This is a genomic window from Collinsella sp. AF15-51 (genome assembly GCF_003462845.1).
Lineage (GTDB): Bacteria > Actinomycetota > Coriobacteriia > Coriobacteriales > Coriobacteriaceae > Collinsella.
In genome coordinates this window covers 20522-35893 of record NZ_QRYG01000007.1, presented here as the reverse complement: position 1 = coordinate 35893, position 15372 = coordinate 20522, and the positions used below count along the sequence as shown (strand labels likewise).

Sequence of the window (15372 nt, the reverse complement as noted above, 5' to 3'; positions counted from 1 at the left end):
CGATTGGAGTTTTCGATATGTCCCGTACTGCCACCGATAGCACTGTCCTGCTGGGCCACGGCTCCGGCGGCCAGATGATGAAGCGCATTATCGATGAGGTCTTTCTGGATGCCTTTGGGTCGCCCGAGCTGCTTGCGGGCAACGATGCTGGTGTCGCCGCGCTGCCCGCAAGCGGGCGAATCGCCATGTCGACCGACAGCTTTGTGGTAACGCCGCAGTTCTTCCCCGGCGGCAATATCGGCCGCCTCGCCGTATGCGGAACCGTCAACGACGTCGCGACCTCGGGCGCTAACGTGCGCTACCTCTCGTGCGGCTTTATCCTCGAAGAGGGCTATCCCATGGACAAGCTGCGCCAGATTGTGCAGACCATGGCCGAAACAGCACGCGAGGCGGGCGTGTCCATAATCACCGGCGACACCAAGGTGGTCGAGCGTGGCGGTGCCGACGGCGTCTACATCAATACCGCCGGCGTGGGCGAGGTGCCCGCAGGTGTGACGCTCAGCGGTGCCAACTGCCGCCCCGGCGACGTCATCCTGGTATCGGGTACGCTAGGCGACCACGGCATCGCCATCATGAGCCAGCGCGAGGGCTTGGCGTTTTCGAGCGCCATCGAAAGCGACGCCGCGCCGCTCAATCATCTGATTGCCGACGTGCTCGCCGCCGCCCCCGACACCCGCTGCTTCCGCGACCCCACGCGCGGCGGCCTGGCATCCACGCTCAACGAGTTTGCCCAGGCCAGCGGCGTTGCCATGGAGATCGACGAGGATGCCGTGCCCGTGCGCCCCGACGTACAGGCGGCATGTGAGATGCTCGGTTACGACGTTCTGCAGGTGGCAAACGAGGGCAAGATGGTTGCCGTGGTGCCGGCCGAGCAGGCCGATGCCGCGCTGGCCGCCATGCGCGCCGCCCGCTACGGCGAAAATGCCGCCATCATCGGTCGCGTGCTGCCACTTGCCGAGGGCGCCCGTCCCGCCGTGCGCGTGCGCACCGGCTGGGGATCGACCCGCATCCTCGACATGCTCGTAGGAGAGCAGCTGCCTAGGATTTGCTAGCGGCTGCTCTGCAAGCTGCCCAGCATCCGGCCACAATCGGCCCGCCCATTTTCACTGGGACGTTGCCCCACTCAAACTGCGGGGAGATGGAAGGGCCCTCCTGCCGAGCTAATCGGCAGGAGGGCCCTTCGCTTTGCAAGACCATACTCCTTGCAGTATTTACCTGGTAGGCAGAGGCTCGCTACGCCGCGCGGCGTTTGGTGTAGACAAACCAGCCGCCGACGGCCCCGATACCGACGATGCCCACGGCAACACCGGCGATGGCAAAGCCGTTCGAGCCCGCGTCCGCAGCCTTGTTAGCGGCGCCGGCGCTCAACGCGGCGGTCTTGCCGGACGTGCCCGACTTTTTGCCGCTCTTGTCTGTCTTGCCGGCGACGGAAGACTCCGTCGAATCCTTCTTGCCGGATTCGGCCTCGGCCTTGGAATCGCCAGCTGCCTTGGCGCCCTCGCTCGAGGAAGCACCGGCCATCTTGGCGGCCACAGGAGCCATTACGCCCGCAAAACCGGCGGTCCCGTTGCCGGCACCGCCGTCCGACCCGGCACCCGGCGTCAGGACGCCCGGCGGCACCGTGGGCTTCTGCGGGTCCTTGCTGCTCGAGCCCTTGCCCGCCGTCACGGCCGTCTTCCAGGCAATCGTCTCTCCCGAGGAGACACGATACGTCGTGAGCGCGCGGAGCGCCTGCTCGGTCGCCATGGCGTTGGCCGCGCCGCCCTTGCTGTGCGCATAGCCGTTGCCGCCGTCCACGCGGTACAGGTCCAGCGCGCAGACCACGTTGGTCACGGCATTTGCAAACCCGTTAACGGGGTTGGTCGGGTCACGGTCGAGCGAAAGCAGCGCGAGGATCACCTGGGCATTGGCCTCGGCAGAACCGAAATCACAGGTACCCGCGCTCATCTTGCCCTTGAGGTAGGAGAGGCCGTTCTCGATGGCAGCATCGACCTTGGTGTCGCCCTCATAGGGCGCCACGGCCTGGATCGCCATGGCCGTCAGGTCCACGTCGCCCAGACGCGTACCCTCCACGGCGTCGTCGCTGCCGAGAAGCTCGCAGACGGCGTCCGCGAGGCTCGCGCGCGTCCAGGCAGAACCGGCGGGTACATCCGAGCCGCTCGCATTAAGCGCCATCAGCGCAAAGATCTTCTCGTTGGCGCGCGCCATATCGGTGCGGCTGCAGATGAGCTCGACCAGGTTGACGCCGTCATAGTCGGTGATGTCCTCGCCGATGGCGGAGAGGGCCAGCGCCACACGCTCGGTCTCAGTCAGAGCGCAGGTCGCACTCCCCCACTCGGCCTTGTGCTTGGCCAGCGAGGCGCGGTAGTTGTCGAGCAGCTTGGAATCGATCTTGCGGCCCGCCTTGGCAAAGTCGTAGATCTCCCACTCGTCGCCGTACTGGAAGGCGTCGGAGCTGCGGCGCACGTCGATGAACGCAGCGGCAGCATCGATGCCCGCAGAGGCGGACTCACTCGTGGCGGGGCTCGCGGCCACACCGGCCACGGTGATGGTAAGCGTCACGGGCTCGGCACCGGCGGTCGTGTCCACCGGCGTGCCCGTCGCGACCACCGTGCCGGCCGAAAGCGCAGTCACCGTATAGTCACTCGAGGCCACGTACAGGCCGTCATCGGGAGCGCCGTCGACGTGCTTCCAGGCGCCCTTCTCGATGCGGTCGATGCCCACGATACCCGAGGCGTCCTTGCCGTCGAGCGTCTTGAACGTCCAGGTGAGGCCGGGCTCGGTCACGCTCCAGCCGTCCGCGTCGTTTTTACCGGTAAAGGTCAGGTCGAGCTTTTGCGCCGAGCCGGCCTTGAGGTAGAGGCTGTCCGTGCCGGCCGTCACGCTCGCAAGCGGATTTTGGTAAGCATAAGTCACGTCGCACGACGCGCTGATGACCTTGCCATCGGCGTCCGTGTCGGGCAGCGTCGCGGTAAACGTGGTGGTGCCAGCCTTGTACGCCGTGTAGCCGATCTCGCCCGCGGTGGCGTAGGCCGCCACGGCAGGATCGCTGCTCGTCACGGTAAAGTTGTCGCGGTTGGTGGCGTTGTCGGGCGCCACCACCGGGCGTGCGTGATCGGTCAAAAACGCGCCGCGCTCGGAGAGCGGGTTGCGGCCCTGCAGGTAGACGGTGGCGCCGTCCTCGTTATAGCCCATCGAGATGGACGTGGCGGCCACGGCTTCTGACGTCAGCGTCACGCTCTTGGAGCCAGCGCCCGCAGATGCGACGTCGCGCGGGGTAACGGTGATCGTGGCACTGCCGGCATGCTTGAAGTAAAAGCAGGCCGAGTAGTCGTTGCTGTAGATGGTCGTAGAATCGCTCGAGGCAAAGTGGAAGCGGCTGAACGAAACGGGCACGTACTCGCCCCTATCGGCGTCGACGTAATGCACGCGAATCTCGAGGTTGCGCACCTCGGAGCCCTGGACGGTAGCCGCACCGTCGGTCACGTTGCTCACGGTGCCGTCGGAGGCACGATACCACAGCTCAAAGTCGTCGAACTGCTTGGCCTTGGCCTTGATCTTGATGGTAGCCACGGTCTGCTCAGAGCCATCGACCTTGTGCTCGGTGGCGGTCACCGTGCCAGTAGCGTTGTCGTAGATGTAGAGCTCGCCCGTGGACTCGTTGATACCGATGTTTCCGCGGTTGGCATCGTCGGTGCCCCAGGTGATGGTGCTCGTGGCCGGGACGCCCTTAAGTGCAAAGACGCCAAGTTTGCGGTAGGCGTTCACAGCGTCGGGCGAAACCTCGAGCATATGGTCGGCAACCGCCTGGCTGGTGCCGTCGTTGGCCGTGAAGCTTACGGTGTAGGTGTCGTCGGGCGTGGTATCCTCGGGCGCCTGGTAGCTGTTGCCCGAGCCAAAGACCGGCGTGCCATTTTTATCGATACCCCAGCTGCTGCCGTTGGCGCCGCAGTTAGCGTTGATGAGGTCGGCGAAGGCGTCGGTGGCCATGTCGGCGGGGTCGACGGCATAGGAGTTGACGAGCGCCGAGGCGGGGGCGTCCATCTTGTTGGTGAGGAATGCGCCCCAGTAGGTGTTGACGAGCTGGCCCGCGCTATAGGTCGCGAACAGCGCGCCCGCTGTGCCCTCGGAGGTCGACACGCAGTTGGACACGATGCCGCCGTCGAGCGTACGCGCAAAGCCCGCGACGCCCTTGCCGGTCACGCTCGTGGAGCAGTTGAGCACGGCACCCTGAACCTTGTTGCCCAGGGGGCCGAACGCCTTGCCGTCCGTCGCCTGCTTGAGTTCACCGGAAAACGAGATGTTCTGCACCACGCCCGTGGAGACAACGCCGTCCATGAGCGACTTCACGCCGCCGCCGTTGGCGAAGGTGATGGTGTGGCCCTGGCCGTCGAGTGTGCCCGCAAGTATGCCCATGGGGGCAAAGAAGTACTCGTCATCGATGGTAATGTCGTTGTCGAGAACGTAATAGGCGTCGGCGTCGGCGGGTTTGAACTTGTTTTCGAGGTCGCTCTGCGAGCTCAGGTGCACTACATTCTGCGGCTGAGCCACGGGCTCGGTGGGCTTGGGCTTCTCGAGCGCGGCAATGGCATCGGTGAGCGTCTTGGTTGCGGCGTTGACCTCGGCCTGCTTGGCGTCATCGTTGGCGTAGACGTCTTGAGCGCTCACAAGGGCCTCAGCGAGCTTCGACCAGCTCTCGGCCGTGTAGTCGTTCTCGATCTTGGCGTTGGCATCGTCAATCGCAGCCTTGAGGGCATCCTTGTTCACAACAGCCGCAGCGCCGCCCGAGATCAGCACAGGCAAACCGCCCTGCGCAGACCAGGTAAAGCCGGTGGCAGGGGCATCGGTGTTGAGCTTATCGACCGAGGCCTGGGTCTTGAGGTCGTCGACAGAGATTTTGTTGCCAAAGGAAGAATCGACCTTGTAGCCGCACGCCTGATCGCCCGCAGTGAACAGATTGTTGGTCACGGTGCCAGACTGATACCAGGCAACGAGGCCGTAACCGCCAAAGGGCATGCCGCTGAGGCTGCCGGCGTAATACGAGTTGAGCACCGAACCGCCATCGAGCTTGCCTACAAGACCGGCAGCGTCAGCGAAAGTCCAATTGTCGTCAGAGGGGCTTGCCGTCGACCAGCACATTTGCACGGTACCCGAGCATGTGGTGGCGATAGGACCGTCGGTGCCAGAAATCGTCATCGAACCCGTCACGCCCAGATTCTGTACCGTACCAGCCACGCTCTTCGCCAGCGCCTTGCCGTTGAGCACGATGCTGTGGCCCTGGCCATCGAGCGTACCGGCCACGGTCTCGATCTGTTGGCCAGCCTCAAGGCTGATATTCGCCGCGAGCTTCACGACAGCCCCGGCCTCGATGGTGGTGGGCAGCTCATCGGCAAAAGAGACCATCACGGTCTCGCCGGCCTTGGCGACGCGCGCGCCGCGTGTCTGCTGAGCATCGGCATCGTCGTCGACGTCCGCCGCGGCGGCATTCTGCCCGTTCGCACCCAGCACGGCGGCAAGCCCCTCATCGGCAGACGGAGCAACGTCGGATCTTGCCTCGTCCGCCGACGCCTCGGCGCCTTCAACACCCGTCCGCTCGTCCGCAGTGAAACTCGACTCGTCGGCATTCTCGGCAGCATCCGCCTGCTGCGAGGCCTGGGTCTGCGCCTGCACAGCGATCTCTGCCACGCCCTCGGCAAATGCCGACGTACCCGGCATCGACCAGACGAGCAGCACCGAGAAAGCAGCGGCTCCCAGGCGCTTGAGCATAATGTTGTTTCGCGTCACCCGTTCTCCTTCTTTCGCGAACCTGCAATAGAGCCATGGCGAAGAAGGCGGGAGAGGCGATACCCCGGCAGCACAAAGGCGCACGTCAGCCACCCTATCGGCAGCAAAACGCACGCTCAGCAGCACCCCTTGTAGACCGGAATCCAGCGGCAAACAGAGAGGCCCTCGATTTCGAGAAGAGCGCGGGCAGGTAATCTGGCTCGCGGGCGCGCCCGCACACAGTAACCGCCTTGCTCGGGATTCTCACCCGATTCCCCTTTATGCGCTCGCGCGCACCCGTGCTCCGGCTTCTATTTTTTAACGGAGGAAGTGTACGTTACCGCAGGTAAATCGGTCAATGCGCTACACAAAAAACCGCCATGCCCGAGCCATATGGCTCCCGGATGACCACCTATAGGCAACCCATATCGCCACTAGGCCGCTAACGAACCAAGCCCGCCCGCAAGATTGAGCGGCCAGAATGTCCCCCGTGGGACTTTTGACCCGCTCATTCCCGGTTGGACGACACGCGCTATTATGGTTGCCGTTTACGTGAGCTATTTAGATGGGAGCGTACCTATGGCTGCTTTTTCCACCGTGATCTTTGACCTTGACGGCACCATCCTCAACACGCTCGAGGATCTGGCGGCCGCCGGCAACCACACCTGCGAGATGCACGGCTGGCCCACGTTTGCCGTGGACGAGTACCGCTACAAGGTGGGAAACGGCATGCTTAAGCTGGTTGAGCGCTTTATGCCCGCCGAGTACGCGGGCGACGGCCGTATGTTTGAGCAGACGCTTGCCGAGTTTAGGGCCTATTACGGCGAGCACAAGGAGGACCATACCTCACCCTACGCCGGCACGATTGAGATGCTCGACCGTCTGCGCGCAGCGGGCGTTCAACTTGCCGTGCTCACCAACAAGGACCATATTTCGGCAGCCCCGCTTATCGAGAAATACTTTGGTTCCGAGCACTTTGCGCTGGTGCAGGGCCGTGTCGATGCGTTTCCGCCTAAGCCCGAAGCGCCCGTCACGCTGCATGTGATGGAGGAGCTGGGCGCCGATCCGGCAACCACGCTCTATGTGGGCGATTCCAATGTCGATGTTCTGACCGGCCACAACGCCGGCCTTAAGAGCGCCGGCGTCAGTTGGGGCTTCCGCGGCCGCGCAGAGTTGGAGGCCGCCGGCGCCGACTACGTGGTGGACAGTCAGGCAGAGCTCGCAGCACTGGTGCTGGGCGAATAGCGGAGCCGCCGCTCAGCGCGGCTGCGACAATTCTTCCGCGAGAAAAGCGCATCCCGTTTTGGAGCTCCGGAATGGGATGCGCTTTCCGCTTGAGCCCCGTCGGGGAAACGGCATCCCGTTTTGGAGCAATATTCCGGGTCGCACTTTCCGCAACCCACCCCATCCGGAAACCGCGACCCACTATTCGCCCAAATACCGGCTCGCATTTTCCCGAGCATTTGATGCGGCGTTGATACAAGGAGTGTCCCCAACTGCCGGCAGAAAAGGAACGTCCCCAAGTGCCGCCTCAATGACTACCATGGCAACGCCGCAGGTAGAGGACGGGCAGCGAGCGGGCGCCAGAGCGAACAAATTGGCATGAAAAGAGGACGGCATAGACCTTCTGGTCATGCCGTCCTCTTTGAATGACAAGTTGTCGCTCTGGTGCCCGCGCAGCGTCGAGCCGTTACGGCGTTTGGTAAAACGCCGTAACCCCCTAGCTCATCATGGCATTCATCATCTCGTTGGTTGCAGAATCGTCGGCAGACCACTCGCCGTCGTCATTGCAGGAGTACTTGAAGGTGACCTTGGTGTCCTTGGTCTTAGCAGCCTTGGTCACATCGACCATAACCTGACCGGCCATCTTGTACAGCTCGTCATCGGAAGGCATCGAATCGAGCGCGGCAACCTTCTCCTGGTACTGGGTGGCAAAATCCTCAACGATCTGGTTCATGGACTTGCAGGTAATGGTGACCTCGGCAGTCGCGGTACCCTTGTCCTCGTCGACCGTCACGTCGCCGATCTTGTAGTCAAAGCCCTCGAGATAGCTCTTGGCATACTCCTTGGGATCGATGCCCAGCTGCTCGAACTCGTCGCCCGAGGCCTCTTCCAGACCGGCGAGGAAGTCATCGCCACCGTTCTTGACCTCGTCAAACTGCGTCGTAAGATCATCGGTGATGAGCTCCTCAACCGAAGGGCCTCCGCAGCCGGAAAGCACAACTACGCACGCGATCAGAACAGCCATCAGGGGCGCAAGCAGCAGCTTCTTCTTCATGACATTCCTCCCAACAAGCGGCACCGCGCTTCCCGACGCGGTGCACGTCGTAACAATAAGGCCATACTAGCAGCTAACGAACACCCCCGGCAAAGCAAAGGCGCAATCGGCTCGATTTAACGTCCGAACGGTTTACCGGTCCGCCCAACGTGCAATAAAACGTTCCGCCGCATTGTAATAAAAAAGGGCGGCCGGATAACCCGACCACCCTTGCACATCCTTATGTTGCCGCAGTTTACTTGCGGACGACCTTGACGATGGCATCGCCGGCGGCGACAGCAGAGTCAGCCTCGACGGCGAGCTCGACGTCGGCGAACTCGGCGGTGTTGGACACAGCCACGACGACGCAGTCCTTGTAGCCGGCAGCGGCGATCTTGGCGCGGTCGATCTTGAGCATGGGCTGGCCAGCCTTAACGACGTCGTCGGCCTTGACGAAGCCCTCGAAGCCGTCGCCGTTCATGTTGACGGTATCGACGCCAACGTGCACCAGGACCTCGATGCCGTTATCAGACTGCAGACCCACGGCGTGACCCATGGTGACGGTCACCTTGCCGTCGCAGGGAGCGTAGACCAGATCGTCCTCGGGCCACACGGCACAGCCCTTGCCCAGGACCTCGCCACCAAAGACGGGATCGGGCACGTCGGCCATCTTGATGACCTTGCCCTTGACGGGCGAGCACAGCACGTCGGCGCCGGCAGAAGCAGAGATGGAGGCCGGAGCAGCGGCAGCCGCGGGCTCAGCCTTCTTCTTGAACATGTCAAACAGACCCATACGTTTTCTCCTCTTGATTAAGCGCAACGTTGTGCGCATGCCTATGGTGATTATAGTGCCAAATGGTTCAAATGCTAAGGTGGGGACTCGAATCGCGAGCCCATCCCAACGCTTTTCCCCGGTGGCACTCATATTGTCGATTAATCCAGGCCCTCGGCACCGTTGGACTTGATGATCTTCTGGTAGGCGTAGAAGCTGTCCTTGCGGCGTCGCTCGTAGGTACCGGTGCCGTCGTCGTACTTATCGACGTGGATAAAGCCGTAGCGCTTGCGCATCTCGCCGGTGCCGGCGGAAACCAGGTCGATGGGGCCCCACCAGGTGTAGGCGATCAGGTCGACGCCGTCGGCAATGGCCTCGCCCATGGCCTTGACGTGGCTCTGCAAGTAGGCGATACGATACGGGTCGTGGATGGAGCCGTCCTCCTCGACCTCATCGTAGGCGCCCATGCCATTCTCGACCACCATCAGCGGAATCTCGTAGCGGGCGTAAATCTCGTTGAGGGCGATGCGCAGACCCAGCGGATCGATCTGCCAGCCCCAGTCGGTGGACTCCAGATAGGGATTCTTGCCGCCAAAGGTCATGTTGCCCTCGGTCATCTCGTGATCCTTGTGGGTGCCCACGGTGCCGGACATGTAGTAGCTAAAGGTGTAGAAATCGACCTTGCCGTCGGCGATATCCTGCAGGTCACCGTCCTCCATCACAAGCTCGACATCGTTCTCGGCCCAGAAGCGCTTGGCATAGAACGGATACTTGCCGCGCACCTGCACGTCGGAGCAGTACCAGTTCATGGTATTCATCTCCTGCTGCGTGGCGAACACGTCGGCCGGATCGCACGTGGCGGCATAGGAGAGGATGAAGCAGTCCATGTTGCCCATCTTAAACTGCGGATAGTGCTCGTGGGCATAGCGCACGACGCGGCCGCTGGCGACAAACTGGTGATGCAGGGCCTGCATACGGGCCTGCGGCGTGGTGTGGACCGCCGAAGCCGGGCCCTCAAAGCCCTGGATCATGCTGGTCCCAAAGAGGTTGCCCATGTCCTGGGTGCCGCAGTTGATCTCGTTGAAGGTGAGCCAGAACTTGACCTTGTCCTGATAGCGGTCGAAGACGGTCTGGCAGTACTTCTCAAAGAAGCCGATGAGCTCGCGGCTCGCCCAGCCGTTGTATTTCTCGACCAGGTGATAGGGCATCTCGTAGTGCGACAGGGTCACGAGCGGCTCGATATTGTGAGCGCGCAGGCAGTCGAAGACGCGGTCGTAAAAGGCGAGGCCGGCCTCGTTGGGCTCGGCGTCGTCGCCGTTGGGGAAGATGCGGCTCCAAGAGATGGACATGCGGAACATGTTGAAGCCCATCTCGGCGAACAGCGCGATGTCCTCCTCGTAGTGATGGTAGAAATCGATGCCGTCATGGTTGGGGTAGAAGCGGTTAGGGTCGATGTCGATCGTAATCTGGCGCGGCTCCTTGTAGCTGCCACCCAAGAAGTGGTCGTCGACCGACGGACCGCGGCCGTCAACGTTCCAAGCGCCCTCAAACTGATTGGCGGCCGTGGCGCCGCCCCAATAGAAACCCTCGGGGAATCCCATAAGTGCCTCCTCGCTCATGCGTGTTGCTGATGAAACGAGTATGCCGCCGAGTCGCTCCAGGCCAGGGCGAAGGCGCCGATTTGGACACTTCTTTTCGCAGACGCGCGCTGCAACAGCGCTGCAGCTGAAACTTTTTGACACCGAAGGAGCGAAGACAATCCGCCCCGCGCTTACCGGCGGTATGCCGTGGGGGTGCAGCCATACTTGTCGTGAAACTTACGGTAGAAGAAGCTCATGTTTTCATAGCCCACCGCATGCGCAGCCGCCCCGGCCGTGGCGCCGCCGCGCAGAAGCTCGGCCGCACGTACCAGGCGTCGCTCCTGCACAAGCTGCCTAAAGGTCTTGCCCACATGCCGCTTGAGGAGCGCCGTCGCATAATTAGGGCTCAAGCCAAACTCCGCCGCCATCCCCTCGAGGGAGCATGCAGCGAATTCGCGATCGATATAGCCAAGCATTCCCGTCACCAGGGCAGTGGGCCCCGCTGCGCCGTCCGCCGCGCCGCGCACCAGCTCGCGCTCGTAGCAATCCATGAGCTCGGCCAAAAACAGCTGAAACAGACGCAGGACGATCTCGGGACCGTTAGGGCTCGGGTCGCACAGCTCACAGAGCATCTCCTGCATGTAGCGCCGAATCCGACGGCTCTCGCCGCAATGAAAACGGACATGGCCCCGATGGTCCGTCTCGCTGTTGAGCGCGTTGAGCAAAAACCGCGAGACCGCGCTCTCGCGCGAGAGGCTCGACTCGAGACTCCGGCGCAAAAAAGAGCGTGAAACGGTCATGCTCAGCATGATGTCGTCCTCACCAAGCGCCGCCACGGCATGAGGGCAAAGGGCGTCGAGCAAAAGCACCTCGTTGCGGCCCAGCTCGAGCCTCTCCCCCGCCACCGTCTGCGGGCAGCGTCCGCGATACACATAGCTCAGCTCCACGTAATCATGCACGTGCTCGGGAACTGCATTAAAGCGCGAGTTTTTCCTTATCGTCAGGCCACGCGGCATGCCGGGCTGGGCATAGGCAAACCCTGGCTGGCCAATCTTGCGCACTGGGCATCCGTCGATTTCGACATGCTCGGTCATAATCGACCAATCAAATGCCATGCCGTCTTTATAAGCGATCTCACTGGCGCTCAGTTCGTTGAGCCTACGCTCGAGCTCGTCGATCTCCATGGCTTGCCAATCGTTGATTTGGTCATAGTTCGTCGTGATTCAGATATTAGCAGAACGCGCCGACGCGTCCATAATCTGTGCTATGCAGCAGATCGATCGAGCCAAGGAGGATCCATGACCGCGTACTATCAGCAGGTGCTCGAGGGCACATACGACAACCACGTGCTTCCGTTTTTGTGGATGAAGGGCGAGAGCCATAAGACCATTGCCGAGTATCTGGAAAAGATCGCCGGCGCCGACATCCACGAGGTCTGTCTCGAAAGCCGCCCACACCCCGATTTTTGCGGCGAGGGCTGGTGGCGCGACTTGCGCTTTGTCATTGACGAGTGCAGGCAGCTGGGCCTTAAGCTCTGGATCTTGGACGACGCGCACTTCCCCACGGGCTTTGCCAACGGCGCCGTCAAGGAGGCCGTGCCCGAGCTCCGCAAGATCGTGCTCACGCACCGCACGTTCGACATCGTGGGCCCCACGTCCGCCGCGAGCATCGCGCTCGCCAACATGTTCGACAAAACCGAGCACTTCTACGGCGTGACATTTATGCAGGACGGCAGCCCCGTCGACGTCGCTTACCGAGTAATCGACGATGCAGACGGCAACCCCAGCCGCCTGGTCTTCGATGCACCTGCGGGCCTCACGCAGGCATGCGTGATGTTCACGAGCGGCAAGACCTCCTACAACGAGGACTACATCAATATGGTCGACCGCGCCTCGGTGGCGCAGCTCATCGATGCTGTCTACGAGCCGCATTTTGAGCATCTGGGCGATGAGTTTGGCAAGACGATCCTGGGCTTTTTCTCCGATGAGCCCGGATTTGCCAACGAGAAGGGCACCACGGGCCCCGACGGCATCTCGGATACGCTCATCGGCAAGGCCACCGCGCCCCTGCCCTGGTCGGCCGAGCTTGAGCGTCGCCTGCGCACGGCGCTGGGCGAGCGCTACCTGGACGAGCTCCCGCACCTGTGGGACCGCGAGCCGGCCGGCGCGCATGTACGCCACGTCTATATGGACATCGCGAGCACCCTCTATAAGGAGTGCTTCTGCGACCAGCTCGGCGACTGGTGCCGCGCGCACGGCGTGCAATACATCGGTCACATAATCGAAGACAAGGACTGCCACGCGCGCCTGGGCGTGGGCGCCGGGCACTACTTCCGCGCCGTGGGCGGTCAGGACATGGCGGGCGTCGACATCGTGATCAACCAGCTTGTACCCGGCATGGACCGCGGCCTTCACAGCTACGGACGCGGCGTGTGGGACCTCGAGTTCTATAACTACGTGCTGCCCAAGCTGGGCTCCTCGGCAGCACACCTCGACCCCAAAAAGCAGGGGCGCTGCATGGCCGAGGTCTTTGGCGCATTTGGATGGCACGAAGGCCTACGCGAGATGAAGTGGATCGCCGATCATTTTTTGGTGCGCGGCGTCAATTGGTTTGTGCCGCATGCCTTTAGCATGGCCGCCTTCCCCGACTGGGACTGCCCGCCGCATTTCTATGCGCATGGCCAAAACCCCCAGTTTGCACACTTTGGGCAGCTTATGAGCTACATGAACCGTACGGCGAGCCTGCTGAGCGGCGGGCGCGCAACGACCCCGGTGGCGCTTCTCTACCATGCGGACGCCGAGTGGGCAGGCGAGGCGAACTTTATGCAGCATGCCGCCTCCGAGCTTATGCGCGCGCAGGTCGACTTTGACATCGTGCCGGCAGAGGCATTTGAGGACGCAGGGCGCTATGCCGTTGAAATTGCCGCAGACGGTAGCGGCTTTAGCGTGAACGGCCAGGCATACCGCTGCCTGGTGATGCCCGGAGCCGAGTTTGTCGGCGAAGCCGTGCTCGACTTTGCCGCGCGTGCCGCAGCCGCAGGTGTTGCCGTGTACGCGCTGGATGAGTTGCCGAACAAGCGCTACGACGGTGATATTGCAGCCCGCGAGGGCTTTGCCTCCGTGGATGCAGCCGCGGTCGCCGGCATCAAGCTCCTGGCAACCGCCGAGCTCGCAGGCACGCTTGCCGACGCCGGTATGCAGACCGTGGTTTGTGCCGAGTCCCAGCCCTGGCTGCGCGCACTGCGCTACGAGCGGGCGGGCGAGACCTATCTGATGCTCGTCAACGAGCATCCCAAGCAGGGTATCTCCACTCAGATTGCGCTTGCCGACGGCATACCCGTTGCAGGCGCGCGCCTCGACCTGCTCAACGGCACCGATCCCGCCGCCTTTGACGGCACGCTCAAGCTGGCTCCCTACGAGAGCTGCATCGTGGTCCTTGGGGCTACAGGTTCCGCCGGCGCGGCAACTGCTGGAGACGAAGCCACATGCGTCGACGGGCCCTGGGCGGTTGCCTTCTCTGCCCCTGGTACCGATGCCTTTGGCGAGTCTGTTGAGCTTGCAGACCTGCACGACCTTTCCTCGGCCGAGTTCCCCGGCAAGGCCGGCACGTTCCGCTACCAGGCCTCCTTTGTCCTGGGCGAAGCGGCCAGCCGCGCTGTCATCGACCTTGGGGAGGTCTTTGAGACCGCAACCGTCACCCTCGACGGCAAATCCCTCGGCACGCGCATCTGTCCGCCTTACTGCTTTGAGGCCGGCGCGCTTTTGGCCGGCGAGCACGCGCTTGCGATCGATATCATCAACACCCTCGACCATGCCGTCCCCGACGTGTTCGGCATGACCGAGCCCTCCGAGCCCAGCGGTCTCTTGGGGCCCGTACGCGTGCTCGGGTAACGCCCCGGGCGCAAACGGCCCAACAAGGACAGCGCCCTATGTTGAGCCCGCACGGCGTCGAGCGGTCCGTCGTTCATAGACCGGCGGACCAAAACTCCCAGCCAAGCCGAACGTTTTATTTATCGCTATGATTGGTTTATCGCGACGCAAACGCATAGGAGCCATATGGATATCAGGCGGAAGATCACGCAGGGCAAAAGCCTCACCCCCACCGAGCAACAACTTGGGCGAACGGCCCTCGCCATGGGCGAGGATGTGCGCGGGCTTTCCATTAAGGAATTTGCCGCGCGCGCCAACGTTTCGGTCGCGAGCGTTCACCGCTTTTGCAAAAAGCTCGGCCTCGAGGGCTTCAAAGACCTCAAGGTCGAGCTCATCCGCCAGGCGACCGAGGCGGGCAACCGGCGCGACGTGGACATCAACTTTCCCTTCGATGCCACCTCCACCCCTGCGCAGGTGATGGAGCGCATGGAGGGGCTCTACCAGACCACCTTGGCCGAAACGCAGGAGCTGCTCGACCCTGCACAGCTCGACCACGCCGCCAAGCTCATCATGCGCGCCGGCACCGTGGACATCTACACGGGCTCGCACAACCTCTATCCAGCGGGAATGTTCCGCGATCGCCTGCTTTCCGCCGGCAAAAGCGCGACGTGCCACGACAGCGTCGAGGCGCAGGTGCGCACGGCACTCGCCTCGGGTCCCGACCATGTGGCAATCATCATCTCCTACAGCGGCCTTGCCCCCAACCTCAAGGAGATCTTGCCGATCCTTAGCAGTCGACATGTCCCGGTCATCGTCATCGGCACGCCGTACTGTGCCCGCATTCACCCCGGCTTTGCCGCCTATCTCACGGTAAGCGACCACGAGAGCATGACGCACCGCATCACGCAGTTCGCCAGCCATATCGCCGTGCAATACGTACTCGATTCGCTCTATAGCAGCTACTTTGCCAAAGATTACGCCCGCTGCTCCGAGTTCTTAGAGCGCTCGTTTCCCTACACCCGCCTGCCCGGACTCAAGTAGCGACGAGCGTGGATTTTTGGACACTCAGATAACGAGCGTGGATAATCTCCCACTTTGAGCCCGCACACAGGCCAAAACCGGGAGATTATC

Annotated in this window: 9 protein-coding genes and 1 riboswitch; of the genes, 4 read left to right on the top strand and 5 right to left on the bottom strand. The window is 62.5% G+C overall.

Features of this window, described 5'->3' with window-relative positions:
* The first annotated feature begins 17 nt into the window (after positions 1-17).
* Entirely contained in the window at positions 18-1052 is a 1035-nt protein-coding gene (gene hypE, locus DWW51_RS04895) for a hydrogenase expression/formation protein HypE (RefSeq protein WP_117637957.1), read from the top strand.
* A gap of 181 nt (positions 1053-1233) precedes the next feature.
* Here the strand turns inward: hypE and DWW51_RS04890 are convergent, their stop codons facing one another.
* Positions 1234-5784, bottom strand: a complete 4551-nt coding sequence (locus DWW51_RS04890; protein ID WP_117773713.1) for an FIVAR domain-containing protein — start codon at positions 5782-5784, stop codon at positions 1234-1236.
* Between the two features lie 167 nt (positions 5785-5951).
* Positions 5952-6079: riboswitch (cobalamin riboswitch) on the bottom strand.
* A gap of 263 nt (positions 6080-6342) precedes the next feature.
* Here DWW51_RS04890 and DWW51_RS04885 point away from each other — a divergent pair.
* Positions 6343-7008 (top strand): HAD family hydrolase, encoded by a 666-nt coding sequence (locus DWW51_RS04885; protein WP_197032175.1) that lies wholly within the window; start codon positions 6343-6345, stop codon positions 7006-7008.
* A gap of 475 nt (positions 7009-7483) precedes the next feature.
* On the opposite strand, the gene DWW51_RS04880 is transcribed toward DWW51_RS04885, so the two are convergent.
* The 4 genes from DWW51_RS04880 to DWW51_RS04865 form a co-directional block, all read right to left on the bottom strand.
* Positions 7484-8041, bottom strand: coding sequence for a hypothetical protein (locus tag DWW51_RS04880; protein ID WP_117773711.1), 558 nt, complete (start codon positions 8039-8041; stop codon positions 7484-7486).
* A gap of 235 nt (positions 8042-8276) precedes the next feature.
* On the bottom strand, positions 8277-8813 hold the full coding sequence (locus tag DWW51_RS04875) for a PTS glucose transporter subunit IIA (RefSeq protein ID WP_117735368.1): 537 nt from the start codon (positions 8811-8813) through the stop codon (positions 8277-8279).
* Positions 8814-8953: 140 nt separating this feature from the next.
* Complete coding sequence (locus tag DWW51_RS04870; protein ID WP_117773710.1) at positions 8954-10393, bottom strand: glycoside hydrolase family 1 protein; 1440 nt, start codon at positions 10391-10393, stop codon at positions 8954-8956.
* Between the two features lie 170 nt (positions 10394-10563).
* Positions 10564-11556 (bottom strand): AraC family transcriptional regulator, encoded by a 993-nt coding sequence (locus DWW51_RS04865; protein WP_117773709.1) that lies wholly within the window; start codon positions 11554-11556, stop codon positions 10564-10566.
* A 114-nt stretch (positions 11557-11670) separates the two neighbouring features.
* Here DWW51_RS04865 and DWW51_RS04860 point away from each other — a divergent pair, with 114 nt between their 5' ends.
* Together DWW51_RS04860 and DWW51_RS04855 are read left to right on the top strand one after the other, a co-directional pair.
* Positions 11671-14262 (top strand): glycoside hydrolase family 2, encoded by a 2592-nt coding sequence (locus tag DWW51_RS04860; protein WP_117773708.1) that lies wholly within the window; start codon positions 11671-11673, stop codon positions 14260-14262.
* Between the two features lie 165 nt (positions 14263-14427).
* Complete coding sequence (locus tag DWW51_RS04855) at positions 14428-15282, top strand: MurR/RpiR family transcriptional regulator (protein WP_117773707.1); 855 nt, start codon at positions 14428-14430, stop codon at positions 15280-15282.
* Positions 15283-15372 lie beyond the last annotated feature (90 nt).

Excerpts from the sequence above, each read along its gene's own strand:
- hypE (WP_117637957.1), top strand. The coding sequence starts at position 18 with ATGTCCCGTACTGCCACCGATAGCACTGTCCTGCTGGGCCACGGCTCC.
- DWW51_RS04885 (WP_197032175.1), top strand. The coding sequence starts at position 6,343 with ATGGCTGCTTTTTCCACCGTGATCTTTGACCTTGACGGCACCATCCTC.
- DWW51_RS04880 (WP_117773711.1), bottom strand. The coding sequence starts at position 8,041 with ATGAAGAAGAAGCTGCTGCTTGCGCCCCTGATGGCTGTTCTGATCGCG.
- DWW51_RS04875 (WP_117735368.1), bottom strand. The coding sequence starts at position 8,813 with ATGGGTCTGTTTGACATGTTCAAGAAGAAGGCTGAGCCCGCGGCTGCC.
- DWW51_RS04870 (WP_117773710.1), bottom strand. The coding sequence starts at position 10,393 with ATGGGATTCCCCGAGGGTTTCTATTGGGGCGGCGCCACGGCCGCCAAT.
- DWW51_RS04865 (WP_117773709.1), bottom strand. The coding sequence starts at position 11,556 with ATGGAGATCGACGAGCTCGAGCGTAGGCTCAACGAACTGAGCGCCAGT.
- DWW51_RS04860 (WP_117773708.1), top strand. The coding sequence starts at position 11,671 with ATGACCGCGTACTATCAGCAGGTGCTCGAGGGCACATACGACAACCAC.
- DWW51_RS04855 (WP_117773707.1), top strand. The coding sequence starts at position 14,428 with ATGGATATCAGGCGGAAGATCACGCAGGGCAAAAGCCTCACCCCCACC.